We start from the raw sequence: 21,587 nt of genomic DNA on the forward strand, positions 1-21,587 counted from the left end.
AACGATCAGGCCAGCAGCATGCCGCCGTCGACCAACAGGGTTTGGCCGAGCACATAGCTAGCCAGCGGCGAGGCAAGAAACAGCGCCACGTTGGCCATGTCCTGGGGCGTGCCCAGGCGCCCTTGAGGAATGGCCCGCAACGCGCCTTCGAGGCGCTTGGGGTTGCTGGTGGTCACACGTGTCAGCTTGGTTTCCACCAGCCCGGGGGCAATGCCGTTGACCCGGATGCCGTCACGAGCCCAGGCTTCGGCCAGGGTGCGAGTGAGTCCAAAAGCACCGGTTTTCGAAGCGTTGTAGGCCGGATTGCCACGCGTGGAGTGGAAGGCGGCAGCGGAACTGACGGTGATCATCGAGCCCTTGGCCTGCATCAACAGCGGGTGAAACTTCTGTGCGCACACCATCAGGCTGGTGAGGTTGACGTCGAGTACGCGCTTGAAACCCTCGGTCAGAAATTCCTGACGATCGTAGAGCACCGTGCCTTGTGCTTGCACCAGCACATCCAGGCGGGTGAAGGGCACGCTGGCGACTTCAATCAACGCCGCGTCCGCAACGTCGACCTGGGCGTAGTGCAGGCCTTCGAGATTAGAGTCGGGTGAATCTCGATAGGCCGCTGCCGAGGCTCGTGTGCCCCAGACATGCACCTCGGCACCGCGCTGGCGAAAGTTCTGTGCAATGCCATTGCCAATGCCACTGGAACCGCCGATCACCAGCACGGTTTTACCGCTGAAATCCAACTCGTACATGGGTGTTCCTTGTGCTTGTCGATGAATGCTGTCGAGCAATATCCACACTTTTACAGCGCCACCAGACCCGCCGAGGCCATGCGCTCAATTTCACTGCTGGTGTAGCCGAGCTCTGCCATGACTTGCCGGGTATGTTGGCCGAGGGCCGGTGGCGGGCGATTCAGCGACAACGGCAAATTGCCGAAATCCCAGAACGCGCCAATCTGTTGTAGGTCCCCGTACACCGCATGGGGATAATGGGCATGCAGGCCCGCAGCAGCGTGTTCGGGGCTGTCGAGAAACACATCCATCTGCGCCTCCAGCACTGCCTGTGCGGGAACCTGCACGCCAGCCAGTGCTGCCAGTGCCGCCTGCCGGGTGAGGCCTGCGAAATAATCCTCGGGCCGACTGCCCACCAGTGCGGTGAAGCGCTGAATTTCATCAGGCTGCAGCGCTGCCACCACCAGCCATGCATCGCTACACAGATAGAGGCGGTGTGCGTCATTCAGACCCGTCTGTTGTGCATCCATATGGGCGACAGGAGTGAGACGGCCGTCCTCCAGCACCACCGCTTCGCTCATCGACAGCAACGTGGCGCCCAACAATGAGGAACTGACCATTTGCCCGGCGCCGCTGCGATTGCGCTCGTACAACCCCAGTAGCAAGGCATAAAGCGAGGATAAACCGGCAAAAAAATCACCCACGCCAAAACGCAGCCACATCGGCGCTTGTCCTTCGCCGCCCTGCTCGACCTCCCAGCCGCAGGAGGCCTGCATCAGTTGGTCAAAGCCTGGCCAATCCGCACGCGGGCCGTTCGGCCCGTAGGCGCTGACATGGCAATAGACCAACTGCGGGTTAAGTGCTTTGAGACGCTCGTAGTCAACCTTGAGTTTGCGTGCGGCCGGCAGCCGCATGTTGTGGTGCACCACATCGGCCCAGCGTGCCAGCGTCTCGACGACGGGCTCGGTTTGCGGATCACCCAGTTGCAGCGCGACCCCCAATTTGCCCCGCTGGGTACCACTGAAAATTCGCTCCAGACGGCGCATGGCGTCGCCTTTAGGGGCTTCGATTTTAATGACCTCGGCGCCCAGGTCCGCCAGCAGCATGCAGGCAAACGGCCCGGCCAGGTAGGCGCCCAGATCCAGGACTTTCAAGCCATGCAGCGGTGGCAATGGAGCGGGACTCGACGGGTACCCTTGCACCGGAACCCATGTATCAGCGCCCGGCAGTACTGCGTTCCCTTCACCAGCCAGTGGTGCGCTGCCGCCGACTCGCGCAGGTGGCTGCACCTGCCAGGCCGGGCCCGGTTGCAGGGTCTTGCCCAGTTGTACATCGTCAACTTCAACCACATAGCCATTGAGGCGCGCCTGCTCGTCGAAGTAGATATCGCCAAAGGCGCCGGCAATTTGCGCGGCCACATCGTGCTGCCAGAAATGCTCGACCCAATCCTGCGCCGGTCGTGTGGTGATAATGGCCTTGTTGGCGCCGAAGTTGGGCGCCACATGGCTCGGAGGCCATAACGCATTCAGGCGAGCCACTTCGGTTTCGCCCAGTTCGCTGAGCGCTGCGGCCATCCACGGCGATTTGTCCGGCGAGTAGTGCACATGCAGCCAGCGGCCATCGGCGCACTGGTGCAATGGAATCGGAATGTATTTATCCAGGCCCTTGGCGAAGGCTGGGGTTGGCGTTTGCGCCCGGTTCCAATGCATGGTCATGGGCACCAGGGCCGCCTGGGCCAGACTCGTATGGGCGATGCCGCCACAGCCGTCACGGTCGCGCGCCAGCAACCGCGCCATTACCCCGACCACACATAGCCAGCAGGCCAGCCAGTTGGCGAATGGCATGCGCACAAACACCGGGCCGGGGCGATGCGCGGGCTGCTCATCCAACAGGCCCAGGCGCGCCAGGATCAGTGTTTCCCGTGGAATGGCATTCGCCAGCGCATGCCGTTGCGGCCAGCCGCTGATCGCAGAGACAACCAATCGGGGGAAGTCTGCGACGAGCAGCGCGTCTGCCAGACCATGGGCCTGCGCCACTGCTGGGGTGAAATCGTGCAGCAGCACATCGGCAGTGGCTAGGAGTAACCGCAACTGCTGGCGATCGGCAGGGTTTTCCAGGTCAAGGGTGACACTGCGCTTGCCACGATTGAGCACCGCGAACAGCGCCTGGTGATCTCTGGCCGGATTGCCAGGTGATTCAACCATGACCACTTCGGCACCCGCTTCACACAGTTGCAGGCCGGCGGCTGAACCGGCAATGCCGGAACACAGGCTGATGACGCGAATGCCTTCAAGGATTGCCTGGCTCATACAGCACCTTTCAGTGGCTTGTTCTGCTCAAAGCGTTCTGCAGCAAAGCTGCAGAACGAATCCATGGCGTCACCCTAAGCCATCGAAAAATAATTTCATATATAGATTAGTATTCCGAATATAGAATCATAAGCGCGAATATGAACAATAGTTAATAATCAGTTCAACAACACAATAAAGGGCCTCGACATGATCCTGCGCATGGACCACTTCACTATCGTCTCTGATCAACTGCAGGCGACACGGGATTTCTATGTTGAGGTGCTGGGTTTGGTTGAGGGGCCACGCCCGCCCTTCCCGGTTCCCGGGTTCTGGCTTTACACCCGGAACCAGCCAGTGCTGCATGTCGTGGGCGTAGCGCAAATGCCGGAACCGCGACGTGGCGTGCTCGACCATATGGCCTTTCATGCCAGTGGCTTGCAGACGATGTGCACGCGCCTGATCGAGCATGGCGTGCGCTTCAAGATCATTCGTGCGCCAGGCTCGCAACGCACCTGGCAGCTGTTTATGCAGGACCCCAACGGGGTTGAAGTCGAACTCGACTTTGACGCCAGCGAAGAGCCGCCAGCCGATTGGAAAGAACGCCGGGCCGGCTAGATCAACCCGGAGTAACTGCCGCCGTCGACCTGCAGGTTTTGCCCGGTGATGTAGCCGGCCTGAGCCGAACAAAGAAACGCACAGGCCGCTGCAAATTCACTCGGCTGGCCAAATCGGCGCGCGGCTATTGGCTTGAGCATTTCCACCCGCGCCTGCTCGACGCTGAGTCGGCGATGCTTGGCCAACTGCTCGGTCATGAAGCGCAGGCGGTCGGTTTCAATACGTTCGGGCAGCAGATTATTGATGGTCACGTTATCCCGCGCGACCTCGATGGACAGGGCTTTGCAGAAAGCCGTAAGCCCTGCACGCGCCGCCGTGGACAATCCCAGGGGCAAGCGTGGCGACTTGACCATCGCCGAGGTGATATTGACGATTCGGCCAAACCCCCGCTCGCGCATCCCGCCGACCAGCGCCTGAATCAGCAAAATGCCTGAAAGCATATTGGCCTCAATGGCCGCCAACCAGGCGGCATGGTCCCAATCCTCCAGACGGCCCGGTTCGGGGCCTCCGTTGTTGGTCACCAGGATATCCACCACCGGACACGCGGCCAGCAGCGCCTGTCGACCGGCTGCGGTGGACAGGTCGGCCACCACGGTGCGTGGCAGTCGACCCGTGCTGCGCAAGATGTCTTGCGCAGTTTGTTGCAGGCTCTCGGCATCGCGACCATTGATCAGCACATCGCAGCCCTCCTGCGCCAATGCCTGCGCACAGGCTTTGCCAAGTCCTCGTGAGGATGCGCACACCACCGCAATACGCCCGCCAATACCCAAATCCATTGCAATACTCCTCGCGCGTGGGCGTCAGTCGTTCATGCCGAGCAAGGCCGTGATATCGCGGCCTGGTTCAGCGTCGCTGCCGTAGGCGAATTGACCGGCGCGCTGGCGTTCGACCAACTGCTCCATCTGGTAGCGATAACGGGTACCTGGCGTATCGAAGCGCGAGTGCAGGTCGCGACGTTGGTCGACTTCGAAATAACGTTGATTCTGCGGGCGCACCACCGAGTTGTCCTGGGGCTGGATGATGTAGTTGATGCGCGGCATCACATAGCGAAAAGGCGCGGGTGCAGCGGTGGTGTTGAAGGTGACGTCACACCGCGATCGATGCTTGCCCACCGGCAGGAACGGTTGCAGGTTGGGCACGTCATACCCGGGGCGAAAGCGCGGATAGGAGATGCACACGTTGCTGCGCAAGTGAATGTGCAGCACGGCGCGAAAGTCCTGGTATTTGGCACGCACACCGCCGACCCAGCGCATGATGGGCGCCACTGACTTTTGCGCCACGGTACGGGTGCGGGTCACGGTCTCGGAGGTCCATTGCACCTCCACCACGTCCGACTCACTGATACCGTCGCCAATGGTATTGGCATGCAGGAAATCGGCATGGGTCAGGTCAATCAGGTTTTCCACCGACAGCGCCGAGGTCGCATCAAAACGCACGGTACGCTGGGTGTAACCGGGAAGACTGCCGTCCTGCGGTAGAAACGGAATATGCGGGAGCAACTGCATGTCGGCAGCGTCCGGGTTGCCGTACCAGACCCAGATGTAGCCGTAGCGCTCAACCAGCGGATAAAAACCCCGCCCCCCGGTAAACGCTGTGAGTATCAGCTCTTTATGGGGGAAATGCGGGTGAAACTCGGCAGCCACCGCGCGCCCGTTGTCGCGCCACAGGTAATAGGGCTGGGCATGAATGATCCGGCGAATGGGCCGCGCACTCAGGTCGCGACTATGGGACACCGGGAACCAGGTGTCACGCAGGTCGTAGTTGATCGGCGTCCAGTCACCCCGCACTTTGCCAGGGTTCGAATCGGTGGAGGAAGGCACGGCGTGCATGGTGGAAACTCCTGTGCTCAGACGACTGCGCTGACGGGAATCAGGCGCGGTTGGCGCAACCCACGCAGTTCGCGGGATGAGGCTTGCAACAGGGCCGCGACGGCAGCGCCATCAATCAGGCTTTTCACCTGGAATGGGGCTTGTTTACGCAGGCGTGCTGCTCGCCAGCGCAACGGTGCCCTGGCCGGCACCTGCTCATGCACGTAGCCACGCCAACACAGGCTGGTGGTGCCACGACGATTGGCACCGGTCGCGATCATCAGCGTCACTAGCGGCAATTCATCTTCGCTCAGCAAATCCACTCGAACAGTACCGCCGTTCAAGGGGACGGCGGTGCGCACAATCAAGGGGTAATCCACCACAAACTGCGAAGGCAGGATTTGTGTGCTCCATACCGCACCTCGTTCCAGAACCACACGCCCCTGCTCGCTGCGCAGATCGCCAAGGAAAAAATCGGTAAGGCGCACATGGGGAAACCCGAGCAAGCATTCCGGACCGTCGAGCATCGCATCCAGGTACTGGTCGTGACTCATGTTGACGATAGTGGAACCGGTAAATTCGCGTCCGCTGGGTTGGTAATCGCTGCTGGGCAATGCCCCTTGCGGTGCCCCCTCACCCAACCACACATGGACAAAACCATTTTCCTCGCGCACCGCAAAGGCACGCGCGGCATAACGTGCAGGTACGCGCTCATCGGCATGCAGATTGGGGATCTGCGTGCAGCCACCACTGGCGCCATCAAAGGTCCAGCCGTGATAACCGCATTGCAGGCCGGACTCGACGACTCGCCCCAGAGCCAGCGGCACCCGCCGATGTGGGCAACGGTCTTCCAAGGCAAAGGCTTGGCCGGCCGCGTTTCGGAACAGCACCAACTCCTCGCCGGCAAAGGCCACGGCCAATGGCGTTTGATCATTCACGGCCTCGCAAAGCGCCATGGCCCACCAGCCTGGGGTCATCATCGGGCTGCCTCTTTGTTATTGGTCTTGGGCAATTGCGTTGAACGCAGTCAGCGTTAACGGTAATGCTTCGTGGTGGATAGAGCAAACATAATTCGACAGTTTTTTATTTTCTGTCGATATTTTTTTAGACCCAGCATAAAAAGGCATACTTCAGGCATCAAGCCGAAACATCTCGGCTTAAAGAGCACATTTCAGCTTGATAAGCGACCTCCAAATGGACATTTTTTCTTTATGTGATCATGTTTTAATGAAAAATAGCTAGCGAGCAATCCATAAGCCTGATTACCATTAGCTTGCTCATTGACTCCAAGGTGCGCTGACGATGACCCAATCCACCCTCGGCTTTGTCCTCCATGACGTTGCCCGCTTGATGCGTAAGCGCTTTGAACAATGGGCTCGCGCAGCCGGTCTCACGCGCTCGCAATGGCAAGTCCTGGCCAAGCTGTCGATTCATGAGGGCATCCACCAGAAAGGCCTGGCAGACCTGTTGGAAATCGAGTCGGTCACCCTGGTGCGCTTGCTGGACAAGATGCAGGAGCGCGGGTTGATCGAACGCCGAAACCACCCCACCGACCGCCGTTACTCCTTGCTGTTTCTCACCCCGGCTGCCCATCCGCTGTTGCAATTCATGCGCACCATCGGCGAGCAAACCCGACTGGAAACCATGGCGGATTTCTCCATTCAGGAGCACGACCAATTGCTGCAGTACCTCGAACGTATGCGTGAACACTTGCTGACAGCCTGCGGTCAGCCCGTGGATGAGCCCACAGGTTGTGCAGCAAGCGAGGTGAAGCATGGCTGAGCCCACATTGCAGCGCCCTGCCGTGCACGCTGAAGCCCGACCGCTCGAGCCAGCGGAAAAACCCCAGATGCAGGCGTCCGAGGCGTCGGCCCTTGTTGGCCATGCTGAAGTTCCGGCTGACACGGCACGCCAACGCTGGCGCATCGGCCTGTTCTTGCTGGCACCGATCAGTGTCGTGGCCTGTGCCGCCTGGTACGTGTTGGGTGGCCAGGTCGTGAGCACCGACAACGCGTATATCCAGGCCGAGCGGGTGGGGGTTTCAACCGATGTCGCCGGGATCGTCGCGGCCATTGAAGTCAGTGACAACCAAAGCGTGAGCAAAGGCCAGGTGTTGTTCCGTCTCAAGCCCGAGCCCTTTGAAATCGCCGTGGCCAGTGCCAAGGCGCAGCTGGAAAACGCGCGCAACCAGATCCTTTACCTCAAGGCCAGCTACAACCAGTCGCTGGCCGAGATCGCCCAGGCTGAAGCCAAATTGCCCTTTTACCAGACCAATCTGCAACGGCTGGAAAAGCTGGTCAGCGTTGCCGCCGTATCCAGGACTGTCTACGACGACGCCCACCAGGACCTCGACAACACCCGTCAGCAGGTGTCGGTCGCCAAGGCCCAGGCTGCCGCGGCGCTGGCTCAACTGGGTGGGCGCCTGGACAGAGCTCTGGAGCTGCATCCCTCCTACTTGCAAGCGCTGGCGGCACTGAATGAAGCCGAACGCAACCTGCGAAACTCCGTGGTCATCGCCCCGTTCGACGGCGTCGTCACCAACGTTGACTCGCTGCAAGTGGGCGCGTACCTCCAACCACCACAATCGGGCTTCAGCCTGGTGTCCAGCGAGCAGCTGTGGGTCGCTGCATCACCGAAAGAGACCGAGCTGACCAACGCTCACATCGGCCAGGGCGTAACCATTGAGGTAGACACTTATCCGGGTGTCACCTGGCATGGCACCGTGGAAAGCATCAGCCCGGCGTCCAGTTCGAGCTTCTCCCTGTTGCCGGCCCAGAACTCCACGGGCAACTGGGTGAAGGTTGTGCAGCGCATTCCAGTACGGATCCATATCGACGATGCGGCAGGCAAACCGGCGCTGCGCCACGGCATGAGCGCCGTGGTCGATATCGACACCGGCACGGCCCGTGGCCTGCCGAAGCCGCTGGCAAACCTGTTCGCACGCCATCATGAGTGAAGTATCCGGACCACTTCCGCCATCGCCGTTGCGGGTACTGATCACCTTGTGTGTGGTGCTGGCGGTGGTCATGCAGGCGCTGGACACCACCATCGCCAACGTCGCCCTGCCCTATATGCAGGGCAGCGTATCGGCCAGCGCCGATCAGATTAACTGGGTGCTGACCTCGTACATCGTCGCCACCGCGATCATGACCCCGCCCTCGGCCTTCCTGGCCCGTCGCTTCGGTCGCAAGCGCGTGTTGCTGTGGTCGATCCTGGGTTTTGTCCTGGCGTCGGTGCTCTGTGGCATTGCCCGCTCCCTGGAAGAAATCATCCTGTTCCGCCTGCTGCAAGGGGTGGCAGGGGCGGCGCTAGTGCCGCTGTCACAAGGCATTCTCCTGGATATTTACCCGCAGAAAGACCGAGGGTCGGCAGTGGCCTTGTTCGGGGTATCGGTCATGGTCGGTCCGGTATTGGGCCCGATGCTCGGCGGCTGGCTGACGGAACACCTCAGCTGGCGCTGGGTGTTCTTCATCAACTTGCCTATCGGGTTGCTGGCCTTCATCGGCATGACCCGCTTCATTCGGGAAACCCCGGCCGACAAAACTGCACGCCTGGATTGGCTGGGCTTTGGCTCCCTCAGCGTGGCCATCATGTCGATTCAACTGTTCCTCGACCGCGGCGAACAACTGGGCTGGTTCGACTCTGGGGAAATCATCCTGGAAGCGCTGGTGGCCGCCATCGCTTCGTACATTTTCATCGTCCACACCTTCACCTACGACAAGCCCTTTATCAGCCTGAAGTTGTTCAAGGATCGCAATTACTCGGTGGCGGTGGTGTTTATCTTCATCATCGGCATCACCTACCTGGCCTCGCTGGCACTGATGACACCCTACCTGCAAACCCTGATGGGCTACCCGGTTCTCACCGCCGGCATGGTCATGGGGCCGCGCGGCCTGGGGACGATGCTGAGCATGTTCCTTGCCGGGAAGATCATCGGCAAAGTCGATATTCGCTGGATACTGTTTTGCGGCCTGGTGTTGTCCGCCTGGTCGATGTACATGATGACTGGCTGGACGCCGGCCGTGTCCATCGACACCATCGTCTACGTCGGCTTTATCCAGGGCGCGAGCCTGGGCCTGTTGTTCGTCCCGCTGACCACCATCGCCTTTACCACCCTGCCCCCGCATTTGCGTGGCGAAGCCACGGGCCTGTACAACCTGTCACGCAATGTCGGTTCGAGCGTTGGCATCTCGATCGTCACGGTGCTGCTGGCGCAAAACACCCAGATCAACCATGCCGAAATCGGCGCCTACGTGACGCCGTTCAACCGCCTGTTCGACGCCTGGCCTGTCAACAACCAACTCAATCCATTGACCGCCAGCGGGCGTGCAGCCCTGGATGGCTTGATCACTGTTCAAGCCAGCTGGGTGGCTTACCTGGATGACTTCAAGCTGCTGATGTGGTTATCCATTGGCGTCATACCGCTGCTGCTGATATTCAGGACTGCGAAGTCTCAAGCCAATCAGGCCTCGTAGCGAAAACGACCCACCGCTACGTTCAGCTCATCGGACAGTTCGCGCAAGGACACCACGGCTCCGGATACCTGATGGGTGATCGCATCACCCTCACCGGCCATGCGCGCGATGTGCTCGACGTTGGCCACGATGCCCCGCCCGCCCTCGCTCTGCACGCTCACCGCATCGGCAATCCGGTCCACCCCGCGCGTGGAGTCTCCGACCAGTTCCGTCGCCTGTTGCAGGGTACTTTCCAACTCACCCAGCAGTCGGCCACTGTCTTCCAGTGCCACAGTGCCCGCGCTCAATGCTTCATCGACGATCCCGGACTGGCTCTCCAGCTTCAACGTCAACTGGTTGATCGAGTTGGCAGCCAACGCCGAGCGTTGCGCCAGGTTACGCACTTCGTCAGCCACCACGCTGAAACCGCGCCCGCTCTCTCCGGCACGCGCCGCCTCGATGGCCGCATTGAGCGCCAGCATGCTGGTCTGCGCGGAGAGGTCCTTGACCTGACCGATGCTGGCGGTGATCGCAGTAGTGCTTTCGACAAAATCGCCCACCGAGCCGCGGATGGCGGAGAAGGCATGGCGCACGCTGTCGATTTTCTCGAGCAGTCGCGACAAGGCCAGGTGTCCGTCTTGCGCACCGCGCAAACTGGCTTCGGCACAGCTGCGCAGGCTTTCAGCATGACTGGAGATTGCCGCAATCCCGTCACTCATCTGCTCGATGGTCATCGACACCGCACCCACCGCACCGGCCTGCGCCGTGGAACTTTGCGCCACACGCGCCGACGCTCCTACCAGTTCTTCCGCCGACGCGCCGACCGATGCCGCGACACCGGCAACCTGGCGCATGGCCTGCTGGAAGCTATCAATGAGTTCGTTGAATGCCTGGGCCGTGTGGGCCACCTCATCTCGGCCCATGACTCGCACACGTCGGGTCAGGTCACCATCGCGCAACTCGATCGACGCCTGTTCGATTTCCCGGATAGGCCGGATAATCTGCGCGCGCAACAAAAGACTGACCATTACGGCGAGTACGCTGGCGCCGAGTAATACCGCGACCAGCATCCGCGATACCTGGCGTTGCATAGTGCCGGCCTCGGCAAAGGCGCCAGAGGTCAGCTGCGCCTGCAGTCCCAGCAATCGATTGAATTGACCTTGCAGACCATTGTTGTCGGCGCGCACCCTGCCCAGCAGCGAGGCCGCCTGTATCTGATCACTCAAGGCAGCGCGCTTGAAATCGGCAAGGCCTTCGCCGACCACGGCGGCCTGCTCCTGCACGGCGCGGTAGAGTTCTTTCTCCTCCTCCCCCAGACGCGTCTCACGAGCGACCTTGTCCAGCCCGGCACGCATGTCGTCGACACTGGCCTGCATGTCTTCCAGATAGGACTCCAGCTCCTCGGCAGAAGCTTGCCCATTGGATTCAAGGATGCGCGCGCCTATGGCATAGGCCCCGACCATCGCCGCCTGCGAGGCAGACGCGGTTTCCAGTACCTGGCGATACTGCTGGAAACGCAACTGGTCGATTTCCTCGATCACCGCTTGTTGCCTGGCCAGCCCGTGGTAGGCCAGACCCGAGACGATCAATAGCGCGAGCACAAATATCCCGGGCAGCACGAGGAGCTTGGCGCCGATGGAGAGGCGTTTGAGAAATGACATGGTGATTACCGTTTTTGTTTTTATGGGGTGCGCCTGAGCAGGCCGTTTATTCAACATAATTCTTTATACAGTATTTGATTCTACTGTTAGAACGACAATTGAAAAAAGGCTGGTATCCCACTTCGAAATGACGACATTGATCACACCGTCCTTGCGTGCGGCAATGATCGAAGATGCGGTGTTTTATGCGACAAGCAGCCCCAGCGGCCACCTAGGTCTTTTCGGAGTCGACAGCGACTGGGTACGGGAAGTGGATAACTCGCAAAACTGCTCGGGCGAAAGTAAGCCTGCCAGTGTTCAATCTCACGCAAGCTTCAATTGGCCACCGCGTCGCCACAAATGGCCGAGCATCACCTACTCAATGATGTACAAACCCCTAAAATTGCCCAACTCGTTTTACCGCGAGGCGGACAGACCTTGCGCCTTACCAACGCTCCTCCGGTTTGTTCAGCTCACCTGGCTTTGCCCTTGGTTCAGGTGACATTACAGGCGCCTCCGGGCGCCTTTTTTTTGTACCTGCATTGCTGTGCCACTTCAGAACGGCCATTTCGCAGACCAAAAAGAAAGCAACCCGCAAGCTAATCCCGATCAGTCAAGAATCAGGAAACGTTAATCACTGCAGGAGCCGGCTTGCTGGCGATACCGGTTCGTCAGGCGACAAACTGTTTCGTCCGTACGTCCGCAATCGCCAGCAAGCCCGGCTCCTACAGGTTTAGTCCCAAGGTCGACGGGTTCAATAAAAAGACGCGTTATTGTGCACATCCTTCGCGCGCAAGCTCGCTCCTACAATCCGCTACCGACCCAAGCGACTAGAGCACAGTAGACAAGTTTGGCATCAGAAGCTCCAGGTCACGAGGGTTTCAAACAGGCTGGAGCGGTCGTTATCTCCATAGATCTGCTTCGCAGCGTCCCCAGGCAACGTCATGCCATACAAAGTGCTGATCGTCAGGGCTGGAGTAATGCTCCAGTTCACATACAGATCGACTTCGTTACCGAAGTCGCGACTGGTAACGCCCTCGGGGGCCTTCTCCAGGCGGAACCGGTAGCCCATCAACCCTACAGCGACATCCTGACGGGGTTGCACCGCCAGCCTCAGCAAGTCGATGTCGACATTGCTGTTGAACAGCATGTATTCACCGACGATCTCCCCCTGGTACCAGGTACCGTATTCCCCGCCGTAGCCATAAGTCATCGGGTCATAATCGCTGGAGTACTGAGTACGGCGGTATGTCAGGGTCGGTGTCCACGCCACGTCCGAGAAGGCATAACTGGCTTGTGCATACCAGCCATGAGCGGACTTGTTGGCTTCGCCCCCCGTCTCCCAGACATACTCGGCTGCCAGGCTAACCTGCGGCAGTGCCGTGAACGGCGTGCCCTTGGCACGCAAGTCATAGACATCCACCCCGTCACGCGCCGCGTTGTCGGCGTCCATCGTGTGGTAGTAAGTTGCCCCCAGGGTACCGAGTGTGTCGCGCCATTCGACATTGCCGCCACGCAGGCGCAGGTTTTCCTTGTAATCGGCGTAGTCGAGGTCCTGAGTCGCGGTCAGGTCGAACAGGTCCGCATGAATCTTGCCCGTGTTCAATTGGGCGATCAGTGTATGGGTGAACGCAGTACGCGGACCAATCCAGGCAGCCGCATCCTTACCCTGGTCAGCATGACCGTCGCCGATCAGAAAGCCGTTGTCGATCATGAAATTCTGACGTCCACCGCTCAGGGTGATGGCGTCTTTACCGAGCGAGGGAAACAGGTCCGCGCTTTTCCAGCCGAGGTACGCAGTTTCCATGCCGATGGACTCCGGGTCGTCATGGGTAAATCCACCGGCATCGCTACCACCGCGCGTCATAGCGCCGACAGCCGAGGCTCCGCCGAACACTGTACCGTAGACAGTCTCTGGACCCGTGACCTTCACTCCAGGCAAAACAAAGCCTTCAAAGCGGCTGGAAGTACGGTCCACCTCAAGCCCGATGCTGCTGGTACGGCCACCGAATGCCTGGTTTCTGTGGTACAGGTACGCAGCCCCTATCGTCATTGAGGGTTCGACCAACACATCCCCGATCTGAAAGCTGTCGAATGCGAAACTGGAACCTGCATACAGCGTTCCGATACCTGCCGCCAAACTGCGAATCGACACTCTCATCACTGCCCTATCCTTTCAATCAATGCGTTAAGCCAATCATGGCGACGTGGATCGATTGTCTGGTTTAAGAGCACTCGGCTAAAGGCGCAAACGGGTCAAAAAAGGGGATCGTAAGCGACAATTCAAAGTCTCAACGGCACCGTTTTTTCAGTGCCTGATCTGCGAGCGATACTGCGAAGGTGTGCACCCACTCCAGCGTTGAAATGCCCTTCGGAAGGCGGCAGCCTCGCTGAAGCCCAATCGTTCGGCAATCCGTGCGATGGGGACTTGCTGTAACAGCAGTTCCTGCGCGCGCTGATAGCGCACCTCGCCGAGCAACTCATGAAAACTGGTGCCCGCAGCTCGCAATTGACGCTGAAGGGTTTTGCCTGAACAGGCCATGTTCAAGGCAATGTTGTTGAGGGTGGGAACCGAATCAAACTGAGTACAGATAGCCGATTTCACATTGGCCAGAAAATCCCGCGGGCTCTCCAGATGAGACTTGAGCTGGGAGCAGTGTTTCTTCATCTGGGCATGGGAAACTGAATGCGCACAAGGCAGAGGTTGATCGAGCCAATGTGCATCGAAAGACAGACTATGAGTGCGGGACGGATCAAACGTCACCGGGCAGGCGAAGTAACGTTTATACGCCTGTTCATCCGCCAATTCGGGAAACCCGATATTGACGCTCAATACCGGCAAGGTCTTGTAGAGCAAGTCCGCCATAAGGCTTTGCAGGGCCGTCAGGCAGAACTCGATTGCCAATCCACGTAATTCATCTTCAACGTCGAACGTGTCGCTGACGTTCAACGTCGCCACGCCCTGGTCTTCCTTCAAACCAAGCTCGAAGCCTGTACCCAGCGGCAACGGATATTCGAACAGCAGGCGCAGCGCTGATCGAAGATCGCAACTGGAAAGCAGGGTGAAGCCGAAGATACCGTACGCAGCCAATCGGCAACGTTTGCCCAGTTCCAGGCCCAGATGCGCATTGCCGGTCATGGCAAGCGCGTTGCGCAGTATGGCGTATTCCTGAGAGGGGGCGATCAGTCGAAGACCCGCCTGAAGCTCCTCTGCACCAAGGTCAGTGCCCAGCAGCAACCCTTGCGTCGGGTGGCCCGCTTCAATCATCAGCGAATCGACCAGTGCGATGAAGTGCAACGTCGCCAGTCGATCGATGTCATCCATGGATCCTCCCATGATATCCACTCCCCATGCTGATTCAGCGGGGAGCATAAACCTTGGTCGGAAATCAGAAACAGGTGCCAAAAGACCAAATACAGGGGCGCAACGGCCTCGCTACAATTTAATGGCCGACGCGAATCATGTTGACCCACATCGTGCGCATCGTCTCCAGCGTTTCATCCCAATGTCGCTGATCGTCAGCGATCTGTTTATTGTAAAATAACAACCCTTCGATTTGCGAAGCGATAAGCGTCGCGTAGACATCAGCCTTGCTGGTGGTCACCTGCGGATTCACGTCTCTGATCAGGTTCGCCAGGATGCGGCAGAACTCACTGTAGATATGCTTGAGATGCTCATTGATGGCTTTGTCGTGTTCGGCCAGCGCCCAAGTCTGGAATGAGAACGATGCAATCCAGGGATCCAGCGTCGCGGCCATGTCTTCATCGATTACCTTCAGGAAGCGCTCCTCGGGGGTGAGCGACGTCTCATTGGCAATGTCGTAGAAGCGAGTGACGAAGACCTCGATTTTTGCCCGTATCATGGAAAGCAGAAGGTTTTCGGTAGTACCGCAATAATGCTGAAGGTTACTGAGGCTGATGCCCAACTCACTGGCAACCCGCCGGGCAGAAAACTGAGCGTAGCCATCACGTACGAAAAGCATGGCGGCTGCTTCAATGATGTCCTCGATCCGCTGAACGCGTTTCTTTTCGCGGGGGCTGGCGGTCCTGTCGAACAGCGACTCGGCCCGTGTGCTTTCACTCGACATCGCGTAATGCTCCAATAGCGCATGTTCCATTTTTACAGAATGCCTGCTGCCAAGGCCGCGATCCAATCTCGCGGGCATTGGCCGTTCCCTGGCGCTCTGCAGATTTTAAGAATTGTAGGTAGGTCACGTGATATAGGTCAAGCGACCGAGTTTCGCCGCCTTGTCTACTTCTATCAAAGGCCGACAGTGACCTTCTTGAGTGCCAACTGGCCTATGTTGCGGTAACCGCCCTTGTAACTGGTGGCAATCACCAGGCGCATGGCCAGGTAATAGGCCAGGACACAAACGGCGAGCGTCGGCATCGTTGCCCCAACGTAACGGAAGCTGGGGCCTACCGCCAACGTCAGCGGATCAAACAACATCAGGTAGACCGCCGCCCCCAGGGCGATTGTAGCCATGGCAACCCAATTGACACCGCCCCAGAACCAGTAGGCACCTTCCTCGCTCTTCACGAACAGGTGGGTCGGCAACAACACCTGACGACGCAGCAAGAGAAAATCTGTCAACAAAACAGCTGCAATGCCCGCAAAAATGGCGCTGTTGTAGGCCAGCCAGTTCATCACATGCGCGATCAACCATTGGGTATTGAAGGCAACCACCAATCCCGGCAACAGCAGTACCAGAATGATCATGTCCCAGCGCATCCTGGCAAAGAACCGTACTTGCTGAACCGAGACCCCGGCAAAGTAGAAGAAGCTGATGAGGGTGCCCAGGTTGGCCAATAGGAGTACGGATACGATAACCGTGCCAACGCCATTGCCAGCAGTCTTGATCACCCATTCCGCAGGCTCGGTGGAACCAGTCGCCACCGCCGCCAGCGCCCCTACGGCAGAGGTGAAACCTGCACCGATCAGCCCTGCGCCCAAAAGCGAAGGCGTGATGAGATGCTTGCGTTTATGGATAAGCCGAGCGATTCCGCCAAAAAAAGGGACACTGGTCAAGGCATTGGATGCCCCGAACTCGACGCCATAGGCCAGTTGCAGCAAAGGATCGGTGGCGTAGGCTGACTTCGCATCGACGTTGGTCTGCAGCAAGGTCGTCAAACTGGTATCACGCGTGATCAGGTAAAGCACAATGCAAGCGATGATCAGAATGGCCGGTGAGGTATACCTTGTCAGCAAGGCAATCATCGCCGGGCCCTTTCTCAGCAGCGCCCAGATCAGGGCAAGCATGAGCACCGATACCGCGGCGACAAAGCCATTATCGATTTCCCCGCCAGGGTTGAACAGGATCTGCTGCAGGCGACCGGCGGCTTGTCCGGTCATTGCGATGAGCACGAATGACCAACCCAGGGTAGTCATCAGGATCAGTGCCAGCAGCAATGAAGAACCACGGGTGCCCATCGAGCTTTTGGCGGCATCAACCGGATCGACGCCGTGGCGAAAACAGATCATTCCTGAAGCAAGATACACGGGCGCGAGCCCCACTATCAGGCCGATCAGGTAACCGGCAATGCCGATGGAGGTATTGCCGATGTAGGCAATGGAAGCACCAAACAGATAATTGAAACTGGCAGCACCGATGGCAACACATGCCGCCAACAACGAGCCAAAGCCATTGTACAACCGGTTTGAGCCCTGCACGGGCAAGCGCCCTGCCAAGGCTTCACGCGATATCGCGCCACTCACATCCGCACCCGAATTACTCATGGAACTCCCCTGATCTACCGCCGACAAGACAGGCTCGAATTATGAGCCGGCGGCGATAGCCCAACAGGTGCGACGCGGACAAATTACCGGTGAGCGACGCACCGCTCAAACGGCAAAATCAGCTCGATCCCATAAACGAAAAGGCCCCGGCATTGCGCCAGGGCCTGGTCCGGCAAGTCTGACTTACAGCCCGACACTGACCTTCTTCAAGGCCAACTGGGCAACATTTCGATAACCACCTTTGTCACTCGATGCAATCACCAGGCGCATGGCCGCATAGTACGTCACGATACACAGCGCAAAAGAAGGCATGGCCGCACCGATGTAGCGAAACGAGCCGCCAACCTCCAGTGTCATCGGGTTGAACAATGACAGGTAGGAACACACGCCCAACACAATGACGCCCATCGCAACCCAGTTCACCCCTCCCCAGAACCAATAAGCGCTGTCACTGGTTTTGACAAACAAGTGGCCGGGCAGGACTTTCTGTTGGCGCAGCAGCAGATAGTCGGTGAGTAGTATCGCGGCGATACCGACAAACATCGCGCCGTTGTAGGCCAGCCAGTTCATCACATGGGCGATCAACCAATCTGTTTCAAACGCGACGACTATGCCAGGCAGTAACAGAATGGCGATGATCATGTCCCAGCGCATCCTGGCGAAAAACCTGATCTGCTGAACCGACACGCCGGCCAGGTAAAAGAAGCTCACCAAGGTCCCGAGATTGGCCAGCAGAAGGATCGTCACGATCAACGTACCCAGGCCATTTCCAGCGGTCTTGACCACCCACTCCGCGGGCTCGGTAGACCCCGTGGCCACTGCTGCCAGGGCACCCACGGCGGTGGTAAAGCCCGCACCAATCAATCCAGCGCCCAGCAGGCACGGCGTGACCAGGTGTTTGCGTTTGTGGATCAACCGCGCCATTCCGCCAAAAAACGGCACGATGGTCAGTGCATTGGACGCACCAAATTCAACGCCGTAGGCCAACTGCAATAACGGATCGGTGGTATAGGCCAGTTTCGGGTCGACATTGGTATGCAACAACGTTGAAAAACTGACGTCCCGGGTGACGAGATACAACACCACTGCCGCAATGATCAGAATCGCCGGTGAAGTGAAGCGCGTGAGCATTGCGATCATGGCCGGGCCTTTTCTGAGCAGTACCCAGATCAGCACCAGCATGAAAATCGAAACAACCGCCACGAACGTGTTGTCGATACCACCGCCCGGATTGAACAGCACCTGTTGCAGCCGCCCTGCTGCCTGCCCCGTCATGGCGACCAGCACGAACGACCAGCCCAGCGTCGTCACCAGGATCATCAACAGCAACAATGCGGAACCCCGGGTGCCCAACGCACTTTTTGCTGCGTCCACAGGGTCGACACCATGCCGATAGCTCAGCATCCCGGAGGCCAGGTACATGGGCGCCAAGGTCATCATCAGGCCGATAACATAGCCAGCAATGCCGATGCTCGTGTTACCGATGTAGGCGATCGAAGCACCAAACAAGTAGTTGAAACTGGCAGCGCCGATCGCAATGGCAGCACCCAGCAATGTGCCAAAACCATTGTACAACCGCGCGGAACCTGGCACCGGCAAGCGCCCTGCCAGTGTTTCCCGAGAGATAAGCCCGCTTACGTCTTCACCTGAATTGCTCATGGCAAACCTCTATCAGATGTAAAAGCCCACGAGGGCCCAAAGGACAATACCGGCAACAAACCAGGCTGCCGCTGTCAGGATGATCGAACCGGTCGGTAGACTGGTTTCGTCATTGAGGTTTTCGGGAGAATCCAACGCGATCAGGCTCCTGACCAGATCGAGGTCAAGGTCGCCAATGGTGTCGTCGACCAGAAAAGAATGTTCGCCTGAGATATGAAGGCTGGATGCATCACGCATGAGCTGCTCCTGTAAAACGGTAGAGGGCAGAATGTCTGGAAAGATCGTTTTTATTGTTTGCCAGCATCCCTGCGTGCCTTGACCATGACCGGCCAGTTCCGCGCCATCCGTTGACGCCTTGATTATGGGCTTGCCAACCTTGGCAAACAGGTGCGAAGGGGACATTTTGAGGGTCGATGCGCCCTCCCCGCCAACCTGCTGCCGAACGGTATCGATCAGCCTTTGCGGCGCAATACTTCGAAGGCTGCCGGCAGCTCATCAGCTTCGTGACCGCGCGCCGCTGTCTGGTCGACATACTCGGAAAATAATTGCAGCAAACTGTGCTCTACGCCTGAATTTTTGGCCCGCTTCAGCAGCGATTGCACACCCAGTGAATGAACATGAATGGAAGCCTCGTTACCGGAATAGTCCTGCTGGTCGATGGCCTCGATGGTGCGCTTCCAGGTGCTTTCTATCACGGGTTTGAACGCATTCAATGCTGTTTTGAAGTCCTTGAGATCGACCTGCTCGGCCTCCAGCATCGCCGCGCTTTGCATCAAGGCGAACGTATTGCCGTAGTACATCGTAAGCAAGCTGCCATCCAGCAGATTGGCTGACGAAGGCTTGCTGCCGACATAGGTCATGCGGCCACCCAGCAGCTTGATTTGTGCCTCGCAGCTGTCCCACACCGCACGATCACCGGACACCAGCAGCAGGCATTCTGGATCACCGACCTTGGTCGGATAATCCATGATCGCGCCGTCCAGGTAATTCACCCCGGCTTCTGCCGCCCACAGGGCGCCAAATTCGGCCTCCCTGCCATCGCCGGTGGTCAACTGCACGATCGTCTTGCCCTTGAGCAGAGGCGTGATCTCATCCCGGTGAAACAGCGCATTGCTGGTGGCGTAGTCAGCCAGACAGACGATGATGAGGTCGCAGGCACTCACTGCGGTAATAAAGTCTGCCGCGGCCTTTGCGCCCAATGCAACCAATGGAGCAGCCTTGGCTGCCGATCGATTCCAGACCGTCACTTGCAAACCGGCATCAATAAATGGCGGGACCAGCGCCGCGCCCATTTGGCCAAGACCGATAAACGTTGCTTTTGAATGCTTCATGCCATTTCCTTCTTGCTGATGAAAAGTCAACCGCGTCGGCCGCGGTGCCCAAGGACTCTAGGCAGCTGACGTTTGGCGAAAAAGGTCATTTATGGCCAATAAAGCATCCTCGACTGGACAGTCGCTTGCCGGGCCTGGCGCAAGGCTCTGCCACGCTGAAGCGTGGCCGCACAGACATTGTAATTTGGCCCCTGCTCACCTGTTTGGTGCAACCACCACCGCCCTACCATGAGCACACCGGCAATACCGCTGAAAGGCACTGCGTAGTCTGCAGCCTCCACCTCACCTTGAAATAGAGAGCCACCGATGAGCATCATCCAGGCACAACACATCATGTTGAACGACCCCGCCCATGTGCGCGTCGCCCATGAGCCTAAGTACAGCCACGGCTCGGCATTCATCAATGGCACCTATGTGGATCTGGATAACGCGGCGATCCCGATGACTGATTTGGGGTTCACTCAGGCCGACGCCTGCTACGACGTTGTCAGTGTCAGCAAGGGCTACCTGTTTCGCCTCGACGACCACCTGGAGCGCTTTGAGGGTGCATGCGCCAAGTTTCAACTGACCAACCCCTACACGAAATCGCAAACCACCCAGATTCTCACCAACCTGGTCAAGCAAGCAGGCGCCAAGGAGGCTTACGTATGGTGGGCAGTCACTCGCGGCTTCAAGCCTGGTGGTGGTGATCGGACTAATCCCAAGGCCTACGAAAATCGCTTCTATGCGTTTGTCGTGCCCTACGTATTTATTTCCAATGACGAACAAAGGACCCGTGGTACCGACCTGCTGGTGAGCAAACAATTCATTCGCATTCCGCCCGAAGCGGTGGACCCTACCGCGAAGAATTTCCACTGGATGGACCTCAAGCTGTCGTTGTTCGAAGCCAAGGCCGCCAACAAGGAATGGTCAGTACTGTGTGACGCCAACGGCTATCTGACCGAGGCACCCGGCTCCAACATCTTCCTGATCAAGGACGGCGCGCTGTACACACCGGATTCGGGTTGCCTGGAAGGCATCACGCGCAAAACCACGCTGGAGCTGGCAAAGGAAATCGGCATGCCCATCCATGTCGAGCGGGTCCATGTCGAACAGTTGCTCAATGCCGACGAGGCCTTCCTGACGTCCACCGCCGGCGGGATCATGCCCATCAACAGCGTCGACGACACCGTACTGGGCGGCAAGGCTGGCCCCGGCGAATTGACCACTCGACTGCACAACCTTTACTGGACCAAACGCTGGGACGGCTGGCTCGGCACTGCCGTGGACTACAGCACCCCCGTCAACGTTTAGTCGGCCCCTCGAGTGCGGTCATCACCTGCCGCACTGA

General features: G+C 58.6%; 18 protein-coding genes. 5 read left to right on the top strand and 13 right to left on the bottom strand.

Annotated elements, in window-relative coordinates; translation table 11 throughout:
• Nucleotides 1-5 precede the first annotated feature (5 nt).
• Together HGP31_RS19255 and HGP31_RS19260 are read right to left on the bottom strand one after the other, a co-directional pair.
• Nucleotides 6-743 (bottom strand): SDR family NAD(P)-dependent oxidoreductase, encoded by a 738-nt coding sequence (locus tag HGP31_RS19255; RefSeq protein ID WP_033043228.1) that lies wholly within the window; start codon nucleotides 741-743, stop codon nucleotides 6-8.
• A gap of 50 nt (nucleotides 744-793) precedes the next feature.
• Nucleotides 794-3,031 (bottom strand): CoA transferase, encoded by a 2,238-nt coding sequence (locus HGP31_RS19260; RefSeq protein ID WP_168758445.1) that lies wholly within the window; start codon nucleotides 3,029-3,031, stop codon nucleotides 794-796.
• Between the two features lie 201 nt (nucleotides 3,032-3,232).
• On the opposite strand from HGP31_RS19260, the gene HGP31_RS19265 reads away from it, so the two are divergent.
• Nucleotides 3,233-3,628 carry a VOC family protein gene (locus tag HGP31_RS19265; protein ID WP_237749997.1) on the top strand — a complete coding sequence of 132 codons (396 nt, stop codon included), beginning with the start codon at nucleotides 3,233-3,235 and terminating at the stop codon, nucleotides 3,626-3,628.
• On the opposite strand, the gene HGP31_RS19270 is transcribed toward HGP31_RS19265, so the two are convergent.
• From HGP31_RS19270 to HGP31_RS19280, 3 genes are read right to left on the bottom strand one after another with little or no spacing between them, the layout of a single operon-like run.
• Nucleotides 3,625-4,404, bottom strand: a complete 780-nt coding sequence (locus HGP31_RS19270; RefSeq protein WP_168758446.1) for an SDR family oxidoreductase — start codon at nucleotides 4,402-4,404, stop codon at nucleotides 3,625-3,627. The genes HGP31_RS19265 and HGP31_RS19270 overlap by 4 nt on opposite strands.
• Nucleotides 4,405-4,428: 24 nt before the next feature.
• Nucleotides 4,429-5,457, bottom strand: coding sequence for an aromatic ring-hydroxylating oxygenase subunit alpha (locus HGP31_RS19275; protein WP_168758447.1), 1,029 nt, complete (start codon nucleotides 5,455-5,457; stop codon nucleotides 4,429-4,431).
• A 17-nt stretch (nucleotides 5,458-5,474) separates the two neighbouring features.
• Nucleotides 5,475-6,416: a Rieske 2Fe-2S domain-containing protein gene (locus HGP31_RS19280; protein ID WP_057715144.1), complete on the bottom strand. Its 942-nt coding sequence runs from the start codon at nucleotides 6,414-6,416 to the stop codon at nucleotides 5,475-5,477.
• Nucleotides 6,417-6,738: 322 nt separating this feature from the next.
• Between HGP31_RS19280 and HGP31_RS19285 the strand changes: the two genes are divergently transcribed.
• The 3 genes from HGP31_RS19285 to HGP31_RS19295 are packed head-to-tail and all read left to right on the top strand — an operon-like array spanning nucleotide 6,739 to nucleotide 9,911.
• Nucleotides 6,739-7,218 carry a MarR family winged helix-turn-helix transcriptional regulator gene (locus tag HGP31_RS19285; RefSeq protein ID WP_020798270.1) on the top strand — a complete coding sequence of 160 codons (480 nt, stop codon included), beginning with the start codon at nucleotides 6,739-6,741 and terminating at the stop codon, nucleotides 7,216-7,218.
• Nucleotides 7,211-8,392, top strand: coding sequence for an HlyD family secretion protein (locus tag HGP31_RS19290; RefSeq protein WP_168758448.1), 1,182 nt, complete (start codon nucleotides 7,211-7,213; stop codon nucleotides 8,390-8,392). Before HGP31_RS19285 ends, HGP31_RS19290 begins: the two co-directional genes overlap by 8 nt.
• The gene (locus HGP31_RS19295; protein WP_033044361.1) at nucleotides 8,385-9,911 is read left to right on the top strand and encodes a DHA2 family efflux MFS transporter permease subunit; all 1,527 of its coding nucleotides are present in this window, start codon (nucleotides 8,385-8,387) and stop codon (nucleotides 9,909-9,911) included. The genes HGP31_RS19290 and HGP31_RS19295 overlap by 8 nt, the downstream gene beginning before the upstream one ends.
• On the opposite strand, the gene HGP31_RS19300 is transcribed toward HGP31_RS19295, so the two are convergent.
• The 8 genes from HGP31_RS19300 to HGP31_RS19335 all read right to left on the bottom strand — a co-directional run bounded on the left by HGP31_RS19300 (nucleotide 9,899) and on the right by HGP31_RS19335 (nucleotide 20,287).
• On the bottom strand, nucleotides 9,899-11,551 hold the full coding sequence (locus HGP31_RS19300) for a methyl-accepting chemotaxis protein (protein ID WP_168758449.1): 1,653 nt from the start codon (nucleotides 11,549-11,551) through the stop codon (nucleotides 9,899-9,901). The two genes, HGP31_RS19295 and HGP31_RS19300, sit on opposite strands and share 13 nt — an antisense overlap.
• A gap of 835 nt (nucleotides 11,552-12,386) precedes the next feature.
• Nucleotides 12,387-13,691, bottom strand: a complete 1,305-nt coding sequence (locus HGP31_RS19305) for an alginate export family protein (RefSeq protein WP_168758450.1) — start codon at nucleotides 13,689-13,691, stop codon at nucleotides 12,387-12,389.
• A 147-nt stretch (nucleotides 13,692-13,838) separates the two neighbouring features.
• Entirely contained in the window at nucleotides 13,839-14,903 is a 1,065-nt protein-coding gene (locus HGP31_RS19310) for an AraC family transcriptional regulator (protein WP_168758451.1), read from the bottom strand.
• 70 nt (nucleotides 14,904-14,973) lie between these two features.
• Entirely contained in the window at nucleotides 14,974-15,696 is a 723-nt protein-coding gene (locus HGP31_RS19315; RefSeq protein ID WP_168758452.1) for a TetR/AcrR family transcriptional regulator, read from the bottom strand.
• 95 nt (nucleotides 15,697-15,791) lie between these two features.
• Nucleotides 15,792-17,267, bottom strand: a complete 1,476-nt coding sequence (locus HGP31_RS19320) for a cytosine permease (protein ID WP_168758453.1) — start codon at nucleotides 17,265-17,267, stop codon at nucleotides 15,792-15,794.
• Between the two features lie 183 nt (nucleotides 17,268-17,450).
• Complete coding sequence (locus tag HGP31_RS19325; RefSeq protein ID WP_168758454.1) at nucleotides 17,451-18,926, bottom strand: cytosine permease; 1,476 nt, start codon at nucleotides 18,924-18,926, stop codon at nucleotides 17,451-17,453.
• 12 nt (nucleotides 18,927-18,938) lie between these two features.
• Nucleotides 18,939-19,328 (bottom strand): hypothetical protein, encoded by a 390-nt coding sequence (locus HGP31_RS19330; RefSeq protein WP_168758455.1) that lies wholly within the window; start codon nucleotides 19,326-19,328, stop codon nucleotides 18,939-18,941.
• Between the two features lie 50 nt (nucleotides 19,329-19,378).
• Nucleotides 19,379-20,287: an NAD(P)-dependent oxidoreductase gene (locus tag HGP31_RS19335; protein ID WP_168758456.1), complete on the bottom strand. Its 909-nt coding sequence runs from the start codon at nucleotides 20,285-20,287 to the stop codon at nucleotides 19,379-19,381.
• A gap of 276 nt (nucleotides 20,288-20,563) precedes the next feature.
• On the opposite strand from HGP31_RS19335, the gene HGP31_RS19340 reads away from it, so the two are divergent.
• Nucleotides 20,564-21,550, top strand: a complete 987-nt coding sequence (locus tag HGP31_RS19340) for an aminotransferase class IV (RefSeq protein WP_168758457.1) — start codon at nucleotides 20,564-20,566, stop codon at nucleotides 21,548-21,550.
• Nucleotides 21,551-21,587 lie beyond the last annotated feature (37 nt).

This window comes from Pseudomonas umsongensis, assembly GCF_012647205.1.
GTDB lineage: Bacteria > Pseudomonadota > Gammaproteobacteria > Pseudomonadales > Pseudomonadaceae > Aquipseudomonas > Aquipseudomonas umsongensis.